This window comes from Ureibacillus sp. FSL K6-2830 (assembly GCF_038004145.1).
Lineage (GTDB): Bacteria > Bacillota > Bacilli > Bacillales_A > Planococcaceae > Ureibacillus > Ureibacillus thermosphaericus.
Genome location: NZ_JBBOQR010000001.1, coordinates 1,576,181 through 1,595,000, shown reverse-complemented (window position 1 = coordinate 1,595,000; position 18,820 = coordinate 1,576,181). Strand labels below are relative to the sequence as shown.

14 protein-coding genes are annotated in these 18,820 nt (G+C 36.3%); 8 read left to right on the top strand and 6 right to left on the bottom strand.

All coding sequences use genetic code 11. The annotated features are described in order from the left end of the window. Positions 1-972 precede the first annotated feature (972 nt). The 6 genes from gyrA to dnaA form a co-directional block, all read right to left on the bottom strand. The gene (gene gyrA / locus NSU17_RS07870) at positions 973-3,504 is read right to left on the bottom strand and encodes a DNA gyrase subunit A (protein ID WP_340704734.1); all 2,532 of its coding nucleotides are present in this window, start codon (positions 3,502-3,504) and stop codon (positions 973-975) included. A gap of 25 nt (positions 3,505-3,529) precedes the next feature. Further along, positions 3,530-5,464, bottom strand: coding sequence for a DNA topoisomerase (ATP-hydrolyzing) subunit B (gene gyrB / locus NSU17_RS07865; RefSeq protein ID WP_445684073.1), 1,935 nt, complete (start codon positions 5,462-5,464; stop codon positions 3,530-3,532). 69 nt (positions 5,465-5,533) lie between these two features. Beyond that, positions 5,534-6,646: a DNA replication/repair protein RecF gene (gene recF, locus NSU17_RS07860; protein ID WP_340704732.1), complete on the bottom strand. Its 1,113-nt coding sequence runs from the start codon at positions 6,644-6,646 to the stop codon at positions 5,534-5,536. Further along, on the bottom strand, positions 6,643-6,873 hold the full coding sequence (gene yaaA / locus NSU17_RS07855) for a S4 domain-containing protein YaaA (protein WP_016839595.1): 231 nt from the start codon (positions 6,871-6,873) through the stop codon (positions 6,643-6,645). Before yaaA ends, recF begins: the two co-directional genes overlap by 4 nt. A 372-nt stretch (positions 6,874-7,245) precedes the next feature. Beyond that, a complete protein-coding gene (gene dnaN, locus NSU17_RS07850) occupies positions 7,246-8,382 on the bottom strand; it encodes a DNA polymerase III subunit beta (protein WP_340704731.1) in 1,137 nt (378 codons plus the stop codon). Between the two features lie 168 nt (positions 8,383-8,550). Further along, entirely contained in the window at positions 8,551-9,894 is a 1,344-nt protein-coding gene (dnaA, locus tag NSU17_RS07845) for a chromosomal replication initiator protein DnaA (RefSeq protein WP_096549965.1), read from the bottom strand. Between the two features lie 531 nt (positions 9,895-10,425). Between dnaA and rpmH the strand changes: the two genes are divergently transcribed. From rpmH to noc, 8 genes are all read left to right on the top strand, one after another. Beyond that, positions 10,426-10,560, top strand: coding sequence for a 50S ribosomal protein L34 (gene rpmH / locus NSU17_RS07840; protein WP_016839592.1), 135 nt, complete (start codon positions 10,426-10,428; stop codon positions 10,558-10,560). Between the two features lie 68 nt (positions 10,561-10,628). Beyond that, positions 10,629-10,982, top strand: a complete 354-nt coding sequence (rnpA, locus tag NSU17_RS07835; protein ID WP_096552378.1) for a ribonuclease P protein component — start codon at positions 10,629-10,631, stop codon at positions 10,980-10,982. 140 nt (positions 10,983-11,122) lie between these two features. After that, complete coding sequence (gene yidC / locus NSU17_RS07830) at positions 11,123-11,899, top strand: membrane protein insertase YidC (RefSeq protein ID WP_340704730.1); 777 nt, start codon at positions 11,123-11,125, stop codon at positions 11,897-11,899. After that, positions 11,896-12,648: an RNA-binding cell elongation regulator Jag/EloR gene (gene jag / locus NSU17_RS07825; protein WP_340433298.1), complete on the top strand. Its 753-nt coding sequence runs from the start codon at positions 11,896-11,898 to the stop codon at positions 12,646-12,648. Before yidC ends, jag begins: the two co-directional genes overlap by 4 nt. A gap of 810 nt (positions 12,649-13,458) precedes the next feature. Continuing rightward, positions 13,459-14,844, top strand: coding sequence for a tRNA uridine-5-carboxymethylaminomethyl(34) synthesis GTPase MnmE (gene mnmE / locus NSU17_RS07820; protein WP_096549967.1), 1,386 nt, complete (start codon positions 13,459-13,461; stop codon positions 14,842-14,844). A 35-nt stretch (positions 14,845-14,879) separates the two neighbouring features. After that, the gene (gene mnmG / locus NSU17_RS07815; RefSeq protein ID WP_096549968.1) at positions 14,880-16,775 is read left to right on the top strand and encodes a tRNA uridine-5-carboxymethylaminomethyl(34) synthesis enzyme MnmG; all 1,896 of its coding nucleotides are present in this window, start codon (positions 14,880-14,882) and stop codon (positions 16,773-16,775) included. A gap of 85 nt (positions 16,776-16,860) precedes the next feature. Further along, positions 16,861-17,577 (top strand): 16S rRNA (guanine(527)-N(7))-methyltransferase RsmG, encoded by a 717-nt coding sequence (gene rsmG / locus NSU17_RS07810; protein ID WP_339289538.1) that lies wholly within the window; start codon positions 16,861-16,863, stop codon positions 17,575-17,577. 332 nt (positions 17,578-17,909) lie between these two features. Next, complete coding sequence (noc, locus tag NSU17_RS07805; RefSeq protein WP_340436195.1) at positions 17,910-18,797, top strand: nucleoid occlusion protein; 888 nt, start codon at positions 17,910-17,912, stop codon at positions 18,795-18,797. Positions 18,798-18,820: the final 23 nt, after the last annotated feature.

Genomic DNA, 18,820 nt, shown 5'->3' with positions numbered 1-18,820 from the left:
GTCAATATTTTAGTACTTTTCTAAAAAGAAAAAAGTGGCTGTCCTGAAAGTCGAACACTTTCTGAACAGCCTTACTTCTTATAGTAAACTTCTCTTAAAAACTTTGCTCCTGGGGTGTCACAACAAACACGCCTCCTCATCGCAATTTATCTTCGGCTAAGCTTGTGCGACAGCCGCAATTTATCTGCGGCGAAAGCTTTAGCGACAGCCGATCGAGTAGGAGGGAGCGATTAACTCCCGTCCTCTCACACCACCGTACGTACGGTTCCGTATACGGCGGTTCAATTAAGATGATTGACGCAAGTCTTTATAACTTCCGTGAATAGCTGTTCTCTTTATGCCAGTGGTCACTCCACCCTCCAAGAGGTCTCCCACGGGATTCACCGCTTCCTTCCTCAAGTGAGGTACTACGTTTTCTGTGTTCATCATGACTCACTGAATGCCAAGGGCTATTCTCTCTTAATTGTTCGGTCCTTCTTAGTTGTTCTAGACCAACTAATAAGGCTATTCTCTCTTAATTGTTCGGTCCTTCTTAGTTGTTCTAGACCAACTAATACTATGACCTCTGCTGACTTCTGACGGTTCAGCTACTTATCACTAAGTAGGTTATGAAGCGTACTTCACCTATCCGCCAGACCTCCCCGGGTAAGTACATGCACTTTCACACCATCTATCCGCCTCATCTACTCGATATGACCTTCGACAGAAAGAGCTTTGTTTTGTTTGGCAAACTCACTCAATCATACCTAGCCTTATATGAGGTTCGTGTTCCTCGGACCGGTGTTTTGCCTCCAGCTTCCTTCAGATTCCGCGTCACCACGGACACCCTTGCTCTTGGCTAACCTCTACTTCTGTCTTCGGGGTTCGGGACTTACACCCTATAGTTCATGTACATGCCGGGCGCACCAAAGGGGGGCACCAAAGGGGGGCGTCTTGAAATGACTTTTCAGACGCCCCCTTTCGAAATTAAGATTATTCATCTAAATCTTTGTTTTCTACTTCATTTGAAGTTTCTTTTTCTTCATCTTTAACTTCGTTTTCTACTTCTGTAGTTGAATCATAATCATCAGAATTATCTTCTTTTTTCACTCTTGCTACCGTCGCAACGTGCTCATCTTCTGCTAATCGAATTAAGCGAACGCCTTGAGTATTTCGTCCAATGCAAGAAATATCATTTACATCCATGCGAATTAAAATACCATTATTCGTGATTAACATGATATCCTCTGTACCATCTACCGTTTTCACCGCACACATTGGACCGTTTTTCTCGGTGATATGAATCGTTTTTATTCCAACTCCACCGCGATTTTGTAAACGGTATTCTGACTCAGAAGTTCGTTTCCCATAACCTTTCTCTGTCACGACTAAAATATCTTGACTAGGTTCTACAATTTCCATACCAACTACCCAGTCACCGTCGCGAAGTTTTATACCGCGCACACCAGCTGCTGTGCGGCCCATTTCACGAATATCCTGTTCCTCAAAGCGAATTAACATGCCATTTCTTGTGCCGATAACGACATGTTTAGAACCATCTGTTAATCGAACAGAAATCAATTCATCGTCTTCATGTAAATGAATAGCAATTAAGCCGTTATTTCGGATATTGGCAAATTGTGATAAAGATGTACGTTTCGCAATCCCCATTTTTGTTGTAAAGACGAAGAAGGCATTTTCGTCATACTCTTTTACTCGAATCATCGCTGTTACTTTCTCTTCTTTATCAAGGTTTAATAAGTTTACAATCGGTAAACCTTTTGCCGTGCGACCAAATTCAGGGATTTCATAACCTTTTGCTCTGTATACTTTTCCTTTAGAAGTAAAGAATAAAATGACGTCGTGAGTAGATGTAAACAATAAATGTTCAACGAAATCATCTTCATGAGTATTCATTCCTTGAACTCCACGACCACCACGTTTTTGACTGCGATACGTGCTGGATGCAAGTCTTTTTATATAACCTCTATGAGTTAGTGTAACAACAGAATCTTCCCTTGGGATTAAATCTTCATCTTCAATCATCTCAGGGCCACCAGGAGCTATTTCAGTCCGGCGTTCATCATTATATTTTTCTTTTATTTCTAGCAATTCTCTTTTAATAATATCTACTATCTTTGCCTCATCCGCTAAAATCGCTCTTAACTCGCCAATTAATTTTTGTAATTCTTGGTATTCATTTTCAATTTTTTCTCTTTCAAGTCCGCTTAAGCGAACAAGACGCATATCTAGTATCGCTTGTGCTTGTTTGTCGGTTAAGTTGAAACGTTCCATTAAAATTGGTTTTGCTTCTTCACCAGTGCGGGAAGAACGAATGATATTGATGATTTCATCGATATGATCTAGAGCAATGCGCAAACCTTCTAAAATATGAGCTCGATCTTCCGCTTTTCGAAGTTCAAATTGTGTGCGGCGTGTAATAACTTCTTTTTGATGTTGTAAATATTGATAAAGTACTTCTTTTAAGCTTAATACTTTCGGTTGTCCATTTACTAGTGCAAGCATATTCACGCTAAAATTCATTTGCATTGCTGTCTGTTTATATAAATTATTTAGCACAACATTTGCATTAGCGTCTTTTCTGATTTCAATGACAATCCGCATTCCACGGCGGTCAGATTCATCACGAAGATTCGAAATTCCTTCAATTTTTTTGTCTCGAACCAGCTCAGCAATTTTTTCAATTAATTTCGCTTTGTTCACTTGGTAAGGGATTTCTGTGACGATGATTGTTTCTTTACCAGTTGAGCTCGTTTCAATTTCGACTTTTGCACGGACAACAATTGTACCCCGACCAGTTTCATAAGCTCTACGAATTCCGCTTCGTCCCAAAATAATTCCACCTGTTGGGAAATCTGGCCCTGGAATAATTTCCATCAATTCTTCTGTCGTAATTTCAGGATTTTCAGCTACCGCAACGACAGCATCAATTGTTTCTCCTAATTGATGAGGCGGTATATTCGTAGCCATTCCCACTGCAATTCCTGATGCACCATTTACAAGTAAATTTGGGAAGCGAGATGGTAATACTTTAGGTTCCTTTTCTGTGCCATCATAGTTTGGATCGTAATCAATCGTATCCTTATTGATATCTCGCAACATTTCCATAGCAATTTTAGACATGCGAGATTCTGTATAACGCATGGCAGCTGCGCCGTCTCCATCAATGGAACCAAAGTTACCGTGACCATCCACTAACACGTAACGATAACTAAAATCTTGAGCCATACGCACCATTGCATCATAGATGGATGAGTCACCATGCGGGTGATATTTCCCCATGACGTCACCAACGATACGAGCGCTCTTTTTATACGGTTTATCTGAATGATTCCCCAGTTCATGCATGCCATATAAAATACGGCGTTGAACTGGTTTTAAACCATCTCGTACGTCTGGTAACGCGCGAGAAACAATTACGCTCATTGCATAACTTAAAAAAGATGATTGAACTTCTTCACTAATCTTTACTTGTTTGATTTCAGAATGTATATTCTCAGCCAAAGATAATAACCTCCCTTCACAAAAATTAAATGTCTAAGTTTTCAACATAGACGGCATTTTCTTCAATAAATTGTCTACGAGGCTCAACCTCATCGCCCATTAACTGTCTAAAAATTTGGTCTGCTTTAATAGCATCATCCAATTGAATTTGAAGCAACGTACGTCTTTCAGGATCCATCGTAGTTTCCCATAACTGATCTGCATTCATTTCTCCTAAACCTTTATATCGTTGAATTGTAGGTTTTGGATTGTCTGGAAGGCGATTTAATATTTCTTGAAGTTCTTCATCTGAATAACAATATTCAACATATTTTCCTTGTTTCACTTGATATAGAGGTGGTTGAGCAGCATATACATATCCTGCTTCAATAAGCGGACGCATGAAGCGGAAGAAGAACGTTAGCAATAAAATACGAATATGCGCTCCATCGACATCGGCATCGGTCATGATAATGATTTTATGATATCGTGCTTTTTCTAAATCAAACTCATCACCAATACCCGTACCAAATGCAGTAATCATCGCACGAATTTCTGCATTGGATAAAATGCGGTTTAAATTGGCTTTTTCAACGTTTAAAATTTTTCCGCGCAAAGGAAGAATAGCTTGGAAATATCGATCTCGGCCAGATTTCGCAGATCCGCCTGCTGAATCCCCCTCGACGATGAAAATTTCTGATTCTGCTGGGTTTGTTGAAGTACAGTCTGCAAGTTTACCCGGTAAGTTTGAAATTTCCAACGCTGATTTTCTTCTCGTGAATTCACGTGCCTTTTTGGCTGCAATTCGAGCTCGAGCAGCCATAATTCCCTTTTCAACAATTTTTCTAGCTACCGATGGATTTTCTAATAAGTAACGTTCAAAAGTTTCCGAGAAGATTTGATTTGTAATTGTGCTTACTTCAGAATTTCCTAATTTTGTTTTTGTCTGACCCTCAAATTGAGGATTAGGGTGTTTAACAGATATAATCGCAGTTAATCCTTCTCGGACATCTTCTCCTGTTAAGTTTGCATCATTATCTTTTAACAAGCCGTTTTTTCGTGCATATTCATTTATGACACGTGTCAAGGCTGTTTTAAATCCTGATTCGTGGGTACCACCTTCATATGTGTTGATATTATTAGCAAATGAATATATATCAGTTGAATATCCCGAATTATATTGCAGTGCAATTTCTAATGAAATTCCATCTTTTTCACCCGCAATATCAATCGGTTCATGAATCGGTTCCTTGGATTCATTTAAATGTTCAACATATTCTCTAATTCCGCCTTCATAATGATAAAAATCAGAACGGACCTCATCTCCACGCTCATCCGTTAAAGTAAGGATGATGCCGCGATTTAGATACGCCAATTCACGAATGCGGGTTGCTAGCGTTTCATAATCATACACAGTAGTTTCTCGGAAAATTTCTGGATCCGCTTTAAAGCGAGTAGTTGTTCCAGTTTCGTCAGTATCCCCAATAATTTTTAACGGCTCTACAGTTTTTCCACGGGAAAACTTAATGTAATAAATATGACCATCACGTTTCACATAAACTTCTGTTTCTAAAGACAACGCGTTTACAACAGAAGCTCCAACACCATGTAAACCACCTGAAACTTTATATCCTCCGCTACCAAACTTTCCACCGGCATGGAGCACAGTCATAATGACTTCAACAGCAGGTATACCCATTTTTTCATGTGTGCTTACTGGTATTCCGCGACCATTATCTTCTACTCGAATCCAATTATCTTTTTCAATCGTTATATTAATTTTATTACAATAGCCAGCTAACGCTTCATCAATACTGTTGTCTACAATTTCCCATACTAAATGGTGCAAACCTTTTGAAGTTGTTGTTCCAATATACATTCCTGGACGTTTGCGGACAGCTTCTAATCCTTCTAAAACTTGTATTTGGTCAGCATCATAGTTTCCCTGAACTTTACTTTCCTCTAAAGCCACCACGTTCACCTACTCTTTCATACCCTTGTATGCATTATTTGAAATTCTTATTTTAAAATGCGAAAAAATAAACGCTAATCAAATCTCCACTTTCCCTTGTTTCACGTGAAACAATTTCGCATGTTGTATCGTCTCGTGGTGAATTCCATCAACACTCGTAGTTGTTACAAATGTCTGTACCTCTTCTTGAATCGTATTCAGCAAATGAGATTGACGGAAATCATCCAATTCAGACAACACATCATCTAATAGAAGAATAGGGGCTTCTCCCGTTTCTTGTTTTATTAATTCAATTTCTGCTAACTTCAATGAAAGGGCTGTTGTCCTTTGTTGTCCTTGCGAACCATATGTTTGAACATCGTAATCGTTTACGAAAAATTGCAAGTCATCACGATGAGGTCCAATTAAAGTAAGTCCCCTTTCCATTTCTTTCTCTTTCACTTGAGTAAATTTTTCTGCTAAGTATGTAGCTATTTCATTAGCAGTCCAATCTTTTTCAATCCCTTTTGTTGTGAGATATTTAATCTTTAACTTTTCAATTCCTTGGGATATGCCGGAATGGATTTTTTCTGCCCATTCTTGTAATAAATCAACAAATTCAAATCGTTTACGAATAATTTGTACTGCGGATTGAATATATTGTTCAGTGTAAATGTCAAACAGTACTTCATCGATTTTCGGTTTCCCCTGATAATTTTTCAACAACTGATTTCGTTGTTTTAAAAGCTTTTGAAAATTCAATAATTCATGTAAATAAACGGGAGAGATTTGCCCAATTTCCATATCAATAAAACGTCTGCGCACTTGAGGATTTCCTTTCACTATGTTTAAGTCCTCTGGCGCAAACATCACGACGTTAATTTGCCCTATATAATTAGTCAGTTTTAATTGTTCAATATGGTTAACTTTCCCTTTTTTACCTTTCTTAGTAACTAACAATTCTAAAGGGATTTTACCGTATCGGTTTTTGATTTCACCTTTTATTTTACCATAGTCTGTTTCCCAACGTATTAATTCTTTATCATTACTCGTTCTATGGGACTTAGCCATAGCTAATACATAAATAGATTCTAATATATTTGTTTTTCCTTGAGCATTTTCTCCAATCAAGACATTAATTTGTGGAGAAAATTCTAAGTTGAGAGATTCATAATTACGGTAATTGGTAAGTTGTAAACGCTCAATAATCATTCCTTTTCTCCGTTCTTGTTTACAATTACATATCTTCCAATACCAGGTATATTAACAACGTCACCATTCCTTAATTTTTTGCCTCGGCGTTTCTCTATTTCGCCGTTCACATAAACATCCGTTTCTTCTAGAAACCATTTTGCCATACCACCAGAACTAATAGCATTCGTAACTTTCAGTACTTGTCCTAGGGTGATAAATTCAGTATCAATTACTATTTCATTCAAACAAATTCAGCCTCCGTTTAGCGAAACATCTATCATTTAATCTTACCTTAATTATCGCTAATAAGCTAGAAAAGCACTAGAAGCCTAACATAATTTTTGACGAAAAACATATAATTCAAACCCTTTTTAGCATTTTCTAGCGTCTTTATAATTTGATTAAAAAACGAATGTTATTAAAAATTCAACACGATATTATTCACATTTTTTATCATAAAAAAAAATAAAAAACATATCATTTTCTCAAGAATCTATAAACCTAGTGCCCACTTTTCTAAATTAGTTAGTCCAGTTTTTATAATGGAATCCATCTTTTTAAGCAAAAAAGTGTAGACAAGCCTACATTTCGACTTAATCTACACTTTTTCAATCTATTTAGTATGTTCTTACAGGTAAAATCAATTGAAGGATGGAATCATCATGCACTGATCGTAAGATAAATGGACGCATTGCACCTGTAAATTGAATAATTACTTCTTGTCCATCGATTGCTTTTAACGCTTCCATCATGTATTTTGCACTGAAGGAAATGACCAATTTCTCTCCTTCAATCGATTCAACTGGAATTTGTTCTTCTACTTTTCCGATTTCTGGGGAATTGGACGATATTTTCACAGCGTCATCTTCTAATGTTTCAAATCGTACAACATTATTTCGGTCTTCTCTAGCAACTAATGATGCACGATCAATTGCTTGTAAAAATGTTTTTCCATCCAGCTTAATGTTTGTTTTAAACTCATTAGGAATTAAACGAGATGTATCCGGATAGTTCCCTTCTAGCAAACGTGAGAAAAATAAAACATGATCTGTTTTGAATAAAATTTGTTGATTGGACATCGTTATTTCAACAGGATTGCTTGTTTCACCCAAAATTTTATTTAGTTCGTTCAGGCTTTTTCCAGGAATAACAACAGATTCAATGCCATTTGGTAGATTTTCTAATTTTACTTTTCTTCTTGCTAATCGGTGGCTATCAGTTGCAACGCAAATTAGTTCATCATTTTCTATATTCCAGTTAACTCCTGTTAGTACAGGTCTGCTTTCACTAGCAGCAACAGCAAACACCGTTTCGCGAATAACCGATTTTAATAAATCAGCAGGGATATCAAATCGATTTTCAGTAGAGATTTCTGGCAATAACGGATATTCAGATGCGTCTGAACCGATTAAATGGAATTCTGTTTTACCAGAACGAATATGAGTTTGTAATTCATTTTTCACTTCAATTTCAACATCATTTGTAGGCAGTTTTCTTACAATTTCATTAAACATTCGAGCTTGTAAAACGATGGACCCTGTTTCAACAATATTAATAATTTGATTGCCATCTTCTTCAGCAGGAATGAACGTTTGAATTGTTATATCCGCATCAGATCCTGTAAGTAATACTCCATTATCTGTTACGTCAATTTTGATTCCTGTTAAGATTGGGATTGTTGTTTTCGAACTAATCGCTTTTGTTACATCATTTAGTCCATCCAACAACCGATCTCTCATTATTTCAAATTTCATCGTCATACCTCACTTATTAAATTATTATTTTTTAAAATAATTAATAGAAATAGTATTAGTGGTTGTGGATTTGTGGATAAGTATAGTTTTAACTATAAAAAACAACATATCCACATGTTGATATTTTGTGTATATCCCTGTTAAAGAAAAAGTAAGTTATCCACAATCTTATTTTCCAAGCATGCTTCGAATCTGTTTTATTTCTTCCTGTAATTGTTTATCTTCCTTTAACATTTTTTCAATCTTTTCATGGGCATGAATGACCGTTGTATGGTCTCTCCCACCAAATTCTTCCCCGATTTTTGGCAAAGAAAAATCCGTAAGTTCTCTCGATAAATACATCGCTACTTGACGAGGAAAGGCTATAGATTTTGTTCGCTTTTTTGAACTGAAGTCTTCCAATCGAATGTTATAATGTTCCCCTACTACTTTTTGAATATCCTGAATTGTCACGGATTTCGGTTTGGAATTAGGCATAATATCTTTTAAAGCTTCTTGTGCTAGTTCTACCGTAATGTCTTGATTTACTAATGATGAATACGCGACAACGCGAATTAGCGCTCCCTCTAATTCACGAATGTTTGTGTCAATTTGATTAGCAATATAGTGCATTACTTCATTAGGTATATCTAGTCCATCAGCTTTCGCTTTTTTACGCAAGATAGCGATTCGCGTTTCTAAATCAGGTGGGGTAATATCTGTAATTAATCCCCATTCAAATCGAGATCGTAATCGATCTTCTAATGTTGGAATTTCTTTTGGCGGACGGTCACTTGAAATAACAATTTGTTTTGATTCAGTGTGCAAAGTATTAAAAGTGTGGAAAAATTCTTCTTGCGTTGATTCTTTTCCAGCTAAAAATTGAATATCATCAATTAACAAAACGTCCACGTTGCGATATTTATTTCTGAATTCTTCCGCCTTATTATCTCGGATAGAATTAATAAATTCATTCGTGAATTTTTCAGAAGACAAGTAAACTACTTTTGCATTTGGATTATGTTCAAGTACGTAGTGTCCAATTGCATGCATTAAATGGGTTTTCCCTAATCCTACTCCTCCATAAATAAAGAAAGGGTTATAAGCTTTTGCCGGTGCTTCCGCAACTGCAAGGGAAGCAGCATGAGCAAAACGGTTTCCCGAGCCAATAACAAACGTATCAAAAGTGTATTTTGGATTAAGCATGCTATGAGGGCCTTCAGAAGGCTCAGCTGTTTTTGTTTGAATAACCGGCGCCGGAATATCAAAATCTTCGTTGTCCTGGTCCTTTTGTACAACAAATTTAATATACAAATCTTCTCCAGTTAATTCAGATAAGATCCCTGCAATTAGATGTACATAGTGGTTTTCCAGCCATTCTCGTGCAAACGAGTTTGGCGCAGCAATGGTTACGTTTGTTCCTTTGTATGAGAGCAATTTTGTAGATTTTAACCACGTCTCAAAGCTTGGTTTTGAAATTTGTTGTTCGACTCGGGCCAGGACTTTGTTCCATAACTCATCTAAATGTTCCAAGCCTGTGACTCCTTTACTTCATATTTTAATTTGAATAATTCCATTCAAAAACAATTCTCCAATTTTATTAAAACACAAAATCACAACCTGTGGATAACTTTTTTCCATAGGTTGTGATTTATTTTATCCACAAGTTATTAACAACTGTGGATAAAATATTTCCCAAAATTGTTTTCCACAAATTAAAGCACAATTATCCTATCAAAAAAACATCGTTGTTTCAATAGCTTGATAAACTTATCCACAATGTTCATTTTCATTCACAATATGTTTTTCCACAGGGGTTGGGTTTGTGAAAAAGATGTCGATAACAGTTGTGGATAAAAAAATTTTAAAAAATATTATCCACAATATTTGTGAATATCTACAATTTCACTGTGGATATTTTTAAAAAATTTTGAATAATAAGAGCAGCATTCCTAAACTTGTAATCAAAGAGTCATTTGACAATAAGAAGGGTCTTTTTATATAATATTCAGGTCTATATGTTTGATTAGATACTGAATAATCACTTTGGAGGTGTAAATATAGATGAAACGCACATATCAACCATCAAAAAGAAAACACAGCAAAGTACACGGATTCCGCAAACGTATGAGCACAAAAAATGGACGTAAAGTATTAGCTGCACGTCGTCGTAAAGGAAGAAAAGTGTTATCAGCATAAGTCCACTGAATTTTCAGTGGTCTTTTTTTTCTCGTTGCAATTTAAGGAAAAAGCGGGTGATTGATCGAGTGAGGAAGCGCCAAAGAATTAAGAAAAACAAAGAATTTCAACAGGTGTTTAATGAAGGAAAATCTTACGCTAATCGCCAGTTTGTCGTTTATTGTTTGCCTAAAGAAGGACAAAAGGAATTTCGAATTGGGCTATCCATAGGGAAAAAAATAGGAAATGCTGTGATTAGGAATCAAGTGAAACGTTATATTCGACAAGTATTTTTTGAAATAAAAGAAGAGCTTAGACAAGATATGGATTATGTTATTATCGCCAGAGTATCGGCGGCCAACTTAAATTATCATGAAACGAAAAAAAGTTTAGAGCATGTGCTGAAAATTGCAAAAGTTATTAAACGAAAAAAGAACTCTTGATTGTTTGAATGTAAGCGTCATCAATTTTAAAAAATAAAAGTAAATTGAAATGAAACTCGAGGTAGAGTATCTATATCAAAACATGGTAAAATAGCTAAAAAATGAATTCGAAGAACTGTAGAACTTTAGGAGGAACAGAGTTGAAAAAAAAATTTGGGATTATACTGACCTTAGCTTCAGCAGTTATTCTTCTTAGCGGATGTACTGAATATAATCAACCGATTTCTGCTGAAAGTGAAGGGTTTTGGAATCAATTTATTGTTTGGCCAATCGTTTCCATTACAAAATTCTTTGCTGATTTATTAGGATCGTATGGATTAGGTATAATCGCGGTAACAATTATCATAAGATTGGCAATACTTCCACTAACAATTAAACAAGTACAAAGCTCAAAGAAAATGCAAGAAATTCAACCAAAAATAAAGGAACTTCAACAAAAATATAGTTCTAAAGATGCAGTAACACAGCAAAAATATCAACAAGAATTAATGGCTTTAATGCAATCTACTGGTGTTAACCCGATGATGGGATGTTTACCTGCTTTAATTCAAATGCCAATTATCATTGGACTATATCATGCGATTAGCCGCATGAATGTTACGTCAGAATTTGAGCTTGGAACATTTCTAATCTTCCCATTGGCGGAACCTAGTATAATTCTTGCAATTGTAGCTGGTTTAATTCAATATATTGTATTAATGACAGGCCCAGCGATGGACAACCCTCAAATGAAAATGATGATGTATATTATGCCTCTTATGATTATAGGATTTGGGATGGTTTTACCGGCAGCCTTATCATTATATTGGGTAGTCGGAAATATTATTTCGGTAATTCAAAATCTATTTATATATAAGAAACCTTGGCAAAAGAATGAAACTGAAAAACCTGCGACAACTGGAGGAGCGAAAAAGTGAAGCAAATTACGCAAACAGGCGCAACGAAGGAAGAAGCAATTGCTTTAGCGTTACAAAAGCTTGGCGTATCACGCAAACAAGTGGAAATTGAAGTTCTGCAAGAAGCAAAAAAAGGTTTTTTAGGATTTGGTGCTCGCCCTGCGGAAGTTCGAGTAACGATTATTGAAGAAGTAACAGAAGAAAAGGAAAAAGGGCAAGAAAAGTTAGCAGAAGATGGGACACCTGAAGAGGTAAAGGCAAGTATAGAACCACAATCAGAACAATCAAACGATGAAGAAGTTCAAGAAGAAGAACAACCAGATCCAATTGAAAGTGCTGTACAATACTTAACAAACATTGCAAAAGCGATGGATATTCATGACTTAAAAATTGAAACGGAAAAAGAAGGAAAAACGATTCTTTTCAAATTAGAGAGCGAAAAAGCAGCATTGATTATTGGAAAACGTGGTGCAAATTTAAATGCGTTGCAACAATTAACTCAACTAGTTGTAAATAAAACTGCAAAATCGTTTGTCACAGTTAGGTTGGATGTTGAAAATTATCGTGAGCGTCGCCAACTAGCGTTGGAGCAATTGGCAGAGAGAATGGCAGATAAAGCGATACGGACAGGAAAAAAAGTTGCATTGGAACCAATGCCATCATATGAAAGAAAAATTATTCATAATGCATTAGCAAATCGATTGGATGTTGAAACATATTCAGAAGGTGTAGAACCTAATCGTCATTTAGTAATTGAACCGGTTAAGTAAAATGAAAACGATCTATCGAAAAGATAGATCGTTTTTTTAGTGCGCCTGGCATGGGTGTAATCTATAGGGTGTAAGTCCCGAACTGTGAAGGCAGAAGTAACAGTTAGCTTAACGCAAGGGTGTCCGTGGTGACGCGGAATCTGAAGGAAGCGAGCGGCAAACTTCCGGTCTGAGGAACACGAACTTCATATAAGGCTAGGTATCATTGGATGAGTTTGCTAAACAAAACAAAGTCCTTTCTGCCAAAGGTGGTACAGAGTAAATGAAGCAGATAGATGGAAGGAAAGATTACATTCTTACCCGGGGAGGTCTGGCGGATATGTGAAGTACGCTTCATAACCTACTTAGTGATAAGTAGCTGAACCGTCAGAAGTCAGCAAAGGTCATAGTATTAGTTGGTTTAGAACTACTAAGAAGGACCGAACAATTAAGAGAGAATAGCCCTTGGCATTCAGTGAGTCATGATGAACACAGAAAACGTAGTACCTCACTTGAGGAAGGAAGCGGTGAATCCCGTGGGAGACCTCTTGGAGGGTGGAGTGACCACTGGCATAAAGAGAACAGCTATTCACGGAAGTTATAAAGACTTGCGTCAATGATCTTAATTGAACCGCCGTATACTACGGTGGTGTGAGAGGACGGGAGTTAATCGCTCCCTCCTACTCGATTAGCATTTTGAGATAAATTCAGAAATATCCACATGTGGAAAAGTTCTATACTTTCGATTTGTAATAATTTGTGTTAATCTATTTTGTTAGTGAGAAAGTTCGGTAAGTTATCCACATGTGGATAATAAAAGGAGTGAAATGAATGGAAACAGATACAATTGCTGCGATATCCACACCGATGGGGGAAGGAGCAATCGCCATCGTTCGTTTAAGTGGAGATCATGCAATACAAGTAGCGGATAAAATATTTAAATCACCAAATAATAAAAAATTACAAGACCAACCAACTCATACAATTCATTACGGCCATTTAATTGATCCTAAAACTGAAAAGATAGTGGAAGAGGTAATGGTGTCGGTGATGAAGGCACCAAAAACATTTACTCGTGAGGATGTAGTGGAAATTAACTGTCACGGGGGACTAGTATCTGTAAATCGAGTATTAAATCTTGTTTTAAGAAATGGTGCACGGCTTGCAGAACCAGGTGAATTTACAAAACGTGCTTTCTTAAATGGTCGAATTGACTTATCACAAGCGGAAGCGGTAATGGATTTAATTCGTGCGAAAACGGATCGAGCTATGAATGTTGCCCTAAATCAAATGGACGGGAAATTGTCTAAGTTAATTAAAGACTTGCGTCAAGCATTAATTGAAACTTTAGCTCATGTGGAAGTAAATATTGATTATCCAGAATATGATGACGTTGAAGAAATGACGGTTCCAGTCTTATTAGAAAAATGTACTTGGGTTCGTGAGGAAATAAAAAAATTGCTTCAAACATCGAGTCAAGGGAAAATTTTGCGTGAAGGTTTATCAACGGTGATATTAGGAAGACCAAATGTCGGGAAATCATCGTTATTAAATAGTTTAGCGCAAGAAAATAAAGCAATTGTTACAGACATAGCAGGTACAACACGTGATATTATAGAAGAGTATGTCAACATTCGGGGTGTTCCTTTACGTTTAGTGGACACAGCAGGTATTCGGGAAACGGAAGATATCGTTGAACGGATAGGGGTAGAAAGATCTCGCCAAGTATTAAAAGAGGCTGATTTAATATTGCTCGTGTTAAATGCAGCAGAACCATTATCAGAAGAAGATGTAAGATTATTTGAAACGATACAAAACATGAATTTTATTGTAGTTGTCAATAAAACGGATTTACCGCAGCAAATCGATTTAGAAAAAGTGAAGTCTCTAGCAAATGGTAGACGGATTGTGACCACTTCTTTATTAAAAGAAGAAGGTGTTGATGCATTAGAAGAGGCAATTGCAGATTTATTCTTTGAGGGCCAAATTGAATCAGAGGATTTAACATATGTTTCGAATGCCCGCCATATTTCCGTATTGCAACAAGCTTTAGATGCGATTGAAGAAGCGATTGAATCTGCAAAAGCTGGAGTGCCAGTAGATATTGTTCAGATCGATGTAACAAGAACATGGGAATTACTAGGCGAAATCATAGGTGATACGGTACACGAGAGTCTCATTGATCAGTTATTCTCACAATTCTGTTTAGGAAAATAAATGAAACTTACTATAGAAGGGAAGATTTTTTCGGCATGACAAATTATGAAGCAGGAATGTATGATGTCATTGTAGTCGGTGCAGGTCATGCTGGCGTTGAAGCAGCACATGCCGCTGCAAAATTGGGGGCAAAAACCCTCATGTTGACAATTAGTTTGGAAAATATTGCATTTATGCCATGTAATCCATCCATTGGAGGTCCTGCAAAGGGGATTGTTGTTCGTGAAATTGATGCACTTGGGGGATTAATGGCAAAAGTTATTGATAAAACCCACATTCAAATGAGGATGTTAAATACAGGGAAAGGCCCAGCTGTTCGTGCATTACGTGCACAAGCAGATAAAGTGTTATATCAACGGGAAATGAAACGAATTTTGGAGCAACAAGATAATCTCCATATTCAGCAAGCGTTGGTAGAAGAATTAATAATTGAAGATGGAGAAGTAAAAGGTGTCATCACAAAAACCGGTGGAGTTTTCCGCGGAAAAGCAGTAATTTTAACAACTGGAACGTATTTGCGCGGTGAAATTATCATTGGTGATATCAAATATTCAAGCGGCCCTAACAACTCACAGCCGTCCATTACATTAGCGGACCAACTAAAAGATTTAGGTTTTGAAATTGTTCGTTTTAAAACTGGAACACCTCCTCGGTTGAATGGAAAAACTGTTGATTACAGCAAAATGGAAATTCAACCCGGGGATGATGTACCTCGAGCATTCAGTTATGAAACGACAGAATTTATTATGGATCAAATTCCTTGCTGGTTAACTTATACTTCCTTAGAAACCCATGAAATTATCAATGGAAATTTAGATAAGGCTCCAATGTTTACAGGATTAATTACAGGTCCTGGCCCAAGATATTGTCCTTCCATTGAGACAAAGGTTGTTCGTTTCAATGATAAACCTCGCCATCAAATATTTATAGAACCTGAAGGACGAGAAACGGATGAGGTGTACGTACAAGGGTTATCTACGAGCATGCCAGAAGATATTCAGCTAAAAATGATTGCTTCAATCCCTGGCTTAGAAAATGCTCAAATGATGCGACCTGGTTATGCAATTGAGTATGATGCCATTGTTCCGACTCAATTATGGCCAACCCTTGAAACAAAACGTATTAGAAATCTATACACTGCTGGACAAATCAATGGCACAAGCGGGTATGAAGAAGCGGCAGCACAAGGAATCATGGCAGGAATCAATGCGGCTGCTAAAATTTTTGGAAAAGAAGAACTCATATTAAAACGTTCTGAAGCATATATTGGCGTCTTAATTGATGATTTAGTAACGAAGGGAACTAATGAACCTTATCGTCTACTTACATCCCGTGCCGAATATCGCCTACTACTTCGTCATGATAACGCAGATCTACGTTTGACAGATATCGGATATAAAGTAGGTTTAATTTCAGAAGAACGTTATAATAAATTCTTGAAAAAGAAAGAACAAGTTGAAAATGAAATAGCGAGACTTCGCGAAGTAATCATTAAACCAAACGAAAAAACGCAAGAAGTAGTTCGTTCAGTTGGTGGAGCAGAACTTAAAGATGGGATACGTGCAATCGACTTACTGAAACGACCTGAAATGCGTTATGACTTAGTTGCATCCTTAACACCACCAGAAGAAAACTTAAGTGAAGAAGTAAAAGAACAAGTGGAAATTCAAGTTAAATATGAAGGTTACATTCAAAAAGCATTGCAACAAGTAGAGCGACTTCATAAGTTAGAAAGCAAAAAGATACCAGAAAATATCGATTATGATGATGTACCAAACCTAGCTTCCGAAGCACGTGAAAAGTTAAAAGAAGTACGTCCATTAACAATTGCTCAAGCTTCGCGAATTTCCGGGGTAAACCCTGCGGATATATCAATCTTGCTTGTATATATTGAACAAGGAAAAATTGCGAAAATCAGTAGTAATTCTTAAAAAAAGGAGCGTTCGAGCAACATTGATCTCGAACGCTTATTTCTTATATCAAACTATATATAAACTCTATGTAAAGGAGTAGAAAATGAACGAACAACTTTTTATTCAAAGCTTAAAAGATAAAGGGATTGAACTGAACGAGACGCAAATAGAACAATTTCGGAAATATTTTGAAATTCTCGTTGAATGGAATGAAAAAATGAATTTAACAGCCATTACCGATTTAGAAGGCGTATATTTAAAACATTTTTACGATTCAATCAGTGCAGCCTTTTACTTTGATTTTTCAAAAGTTGAAACTCTTTGTGATGTTGGCGCAGGTGCAGGGTTTCCAAGCATTCCGTTAAAAATTTGTTTTCCACACTTAAAAATTACAATTGTTGATTCGTTAAATAAACGTATTACATTTTTAAATCATTTAAGTGAACAATTAAATTTGACCCACTGCCATTTTGTTCACGCAAGAGCAGAAGACTTTGGTCAAAATTCAGCATATCGTGAACAATTTGATGTCGTTATGGCAAGGGCTGTTGCACGATTAAATGTGTTAGCGGAACTTTGCATTCCTTTAGTTAAAATAGAGGGTAATTTTATTGCATTAAAAGCCGCAGCTGCCCATGAAGAATATAAAGAAGCAAAAAAGGCCATTCAGGTTTTAGGTGGAGCTTTAAAAGAACAATTTGATTACCATTTGCCTATAGAAAATAGTGAACGAACAATTTTTGTCATTGAAAAAACAAAAAAGACGTCCAAAAAATATCCTAGAAAACCTGGGGTACCAAATAAAACACCAATTAAATAATCAATATGCGCTCAATCAAATTTGAGCGCATTATTCTTTACTATTTGCAAAACAATTCCGTTGTTACAACTTTTTCATGTATAATAAAAAATTGTAACAATCCATTTATTAAGATTATCAGTATACAATTCATTCAAAATGAAATCACTTCTATCTAAAAACAGTCAGGAGTTCCACGTGAAACTCAAATAGAAATATGCTTTTGATAATAGAATTATATTATAATTATGACAATTTCATAGATTTTACTTCTATAAGACTCTGTACATTTCATATAGAATATTAAATAATAAAATATAGTGCAGATAGTTTCCAAAAGGTGGTGCCATTGAATGAAAAGTCCTTTTTCGCGATTTTTTGGGGGCGGCGAAAAACTAGTTTCTGAAAAAAAAAGTGAAATAGAAACGGAAGAGAAAGAGAGAAAACACTCTGAAGAAGTGATAAAAATTCCAATTGATCAAATCGTACCGAACCGATATCAGCCACGCACAATTTTTGATGAAGAAAAAATTGAAGAATTATCTAGAACCATTCATACTCATGGTGTTATACAGCCGATTGTTGTTCGTCGTTTAGAAGATAACCGTTATGAAATCATTGCAGGAGAAAGACGTTATCGGGCGATTAAAAAATTAAATTGGACGGAAGTACCTGCAATTGTACGGAATTTAAATGATAAAGAGACAGCTTCAATTGCGTTAATAGAGAACTTGCAGCGTGAAGAGTTGACAGCTATCGAAGAAGCATTAGCTTACCAACAACTAATTGAGCTGCATCATTTAACACAAGAAGCACTCGCTCAACGCCTTGGAAAAGGTCAGTCCACCGTTGCTAATAAATTAAGATTGTTAAAACTTCCAAAATATGTGCAAGATGCAATTTTAAGACGTGAAATTACTGAGCGTCATGCACGAGCGTTAATCAGTGTGAAAGACGAAGAATTACAAATAAAATTAGTTGAATTGATAAAAGAAAATGACTGGAACGTCCGTCAGCTTGAAGAATATATTCAACAACTAACAAAACCTGTTGAAACGGAAGAAGAGAAAAAAACAAAACCAAAACGCAAGGCTATTAGTAAAGATATTCGCATCGCTTTAAATACAATTAAGCAATCCTTATCGATGGTATCAAAAAGCGGAATTAATATAAAAACGGAAGAAGAAGATACGGAAGATTACTATCTAATCACAGTAAAAATACCAAAGAAAAAGTCTTAAATTGTTTCACGTGAAACTAGTGG

Excerpts from the sequence above, each read along its gene's own strand:
- recF (WP_340704732.1), bottom strand. The coding sequence starts at position 6,646 with ATGATTATTGAGCGTTTACAACTTACCAATTACCGTAATTATGAATCT.
- dnaN (WP_340704731.1), bottom strand. The coding sequence starts at position 8,382 with ATGAAATTTGAAATAATGAGAGATCGGTTGTTGGATGGACTAAATGAT.
- rpmH (WP_016839592.1), top strand. The coding sequence starts at position 10,426 with ATGAAACGCACATATCAACCATCAAAAAGAAAACACAGCAAAGTACAC.
- mnmE (WP_096549967.1), top strand. The coding sequence starts at position 13,459 with ATGGAAACAGATACAATTGCTGCGATATCCACACCGATGGGGGAAGGA.
- mnmG (WP_096549968.1), top strand. The coding sequence starts at position 14,880 with ATGACAAATTATGAAGCAGGAATGTATGATGTCATTGTAGTCGGTGCA.
- rsmG (WP_339289538.1), top strand. The coding sequence starts at position 16,861 with ATGAACGAACAACTTTTTATTCAAAGCTTAAAAGATAAAGGGATTGAA.
- noc (WP_340436195.1), top strand. The coding sequence starts at position 17,910 with ATGAAAAGTCCTTTTTCGCGATTTTTTGGGGGCGGCGAAAAACTAGTT.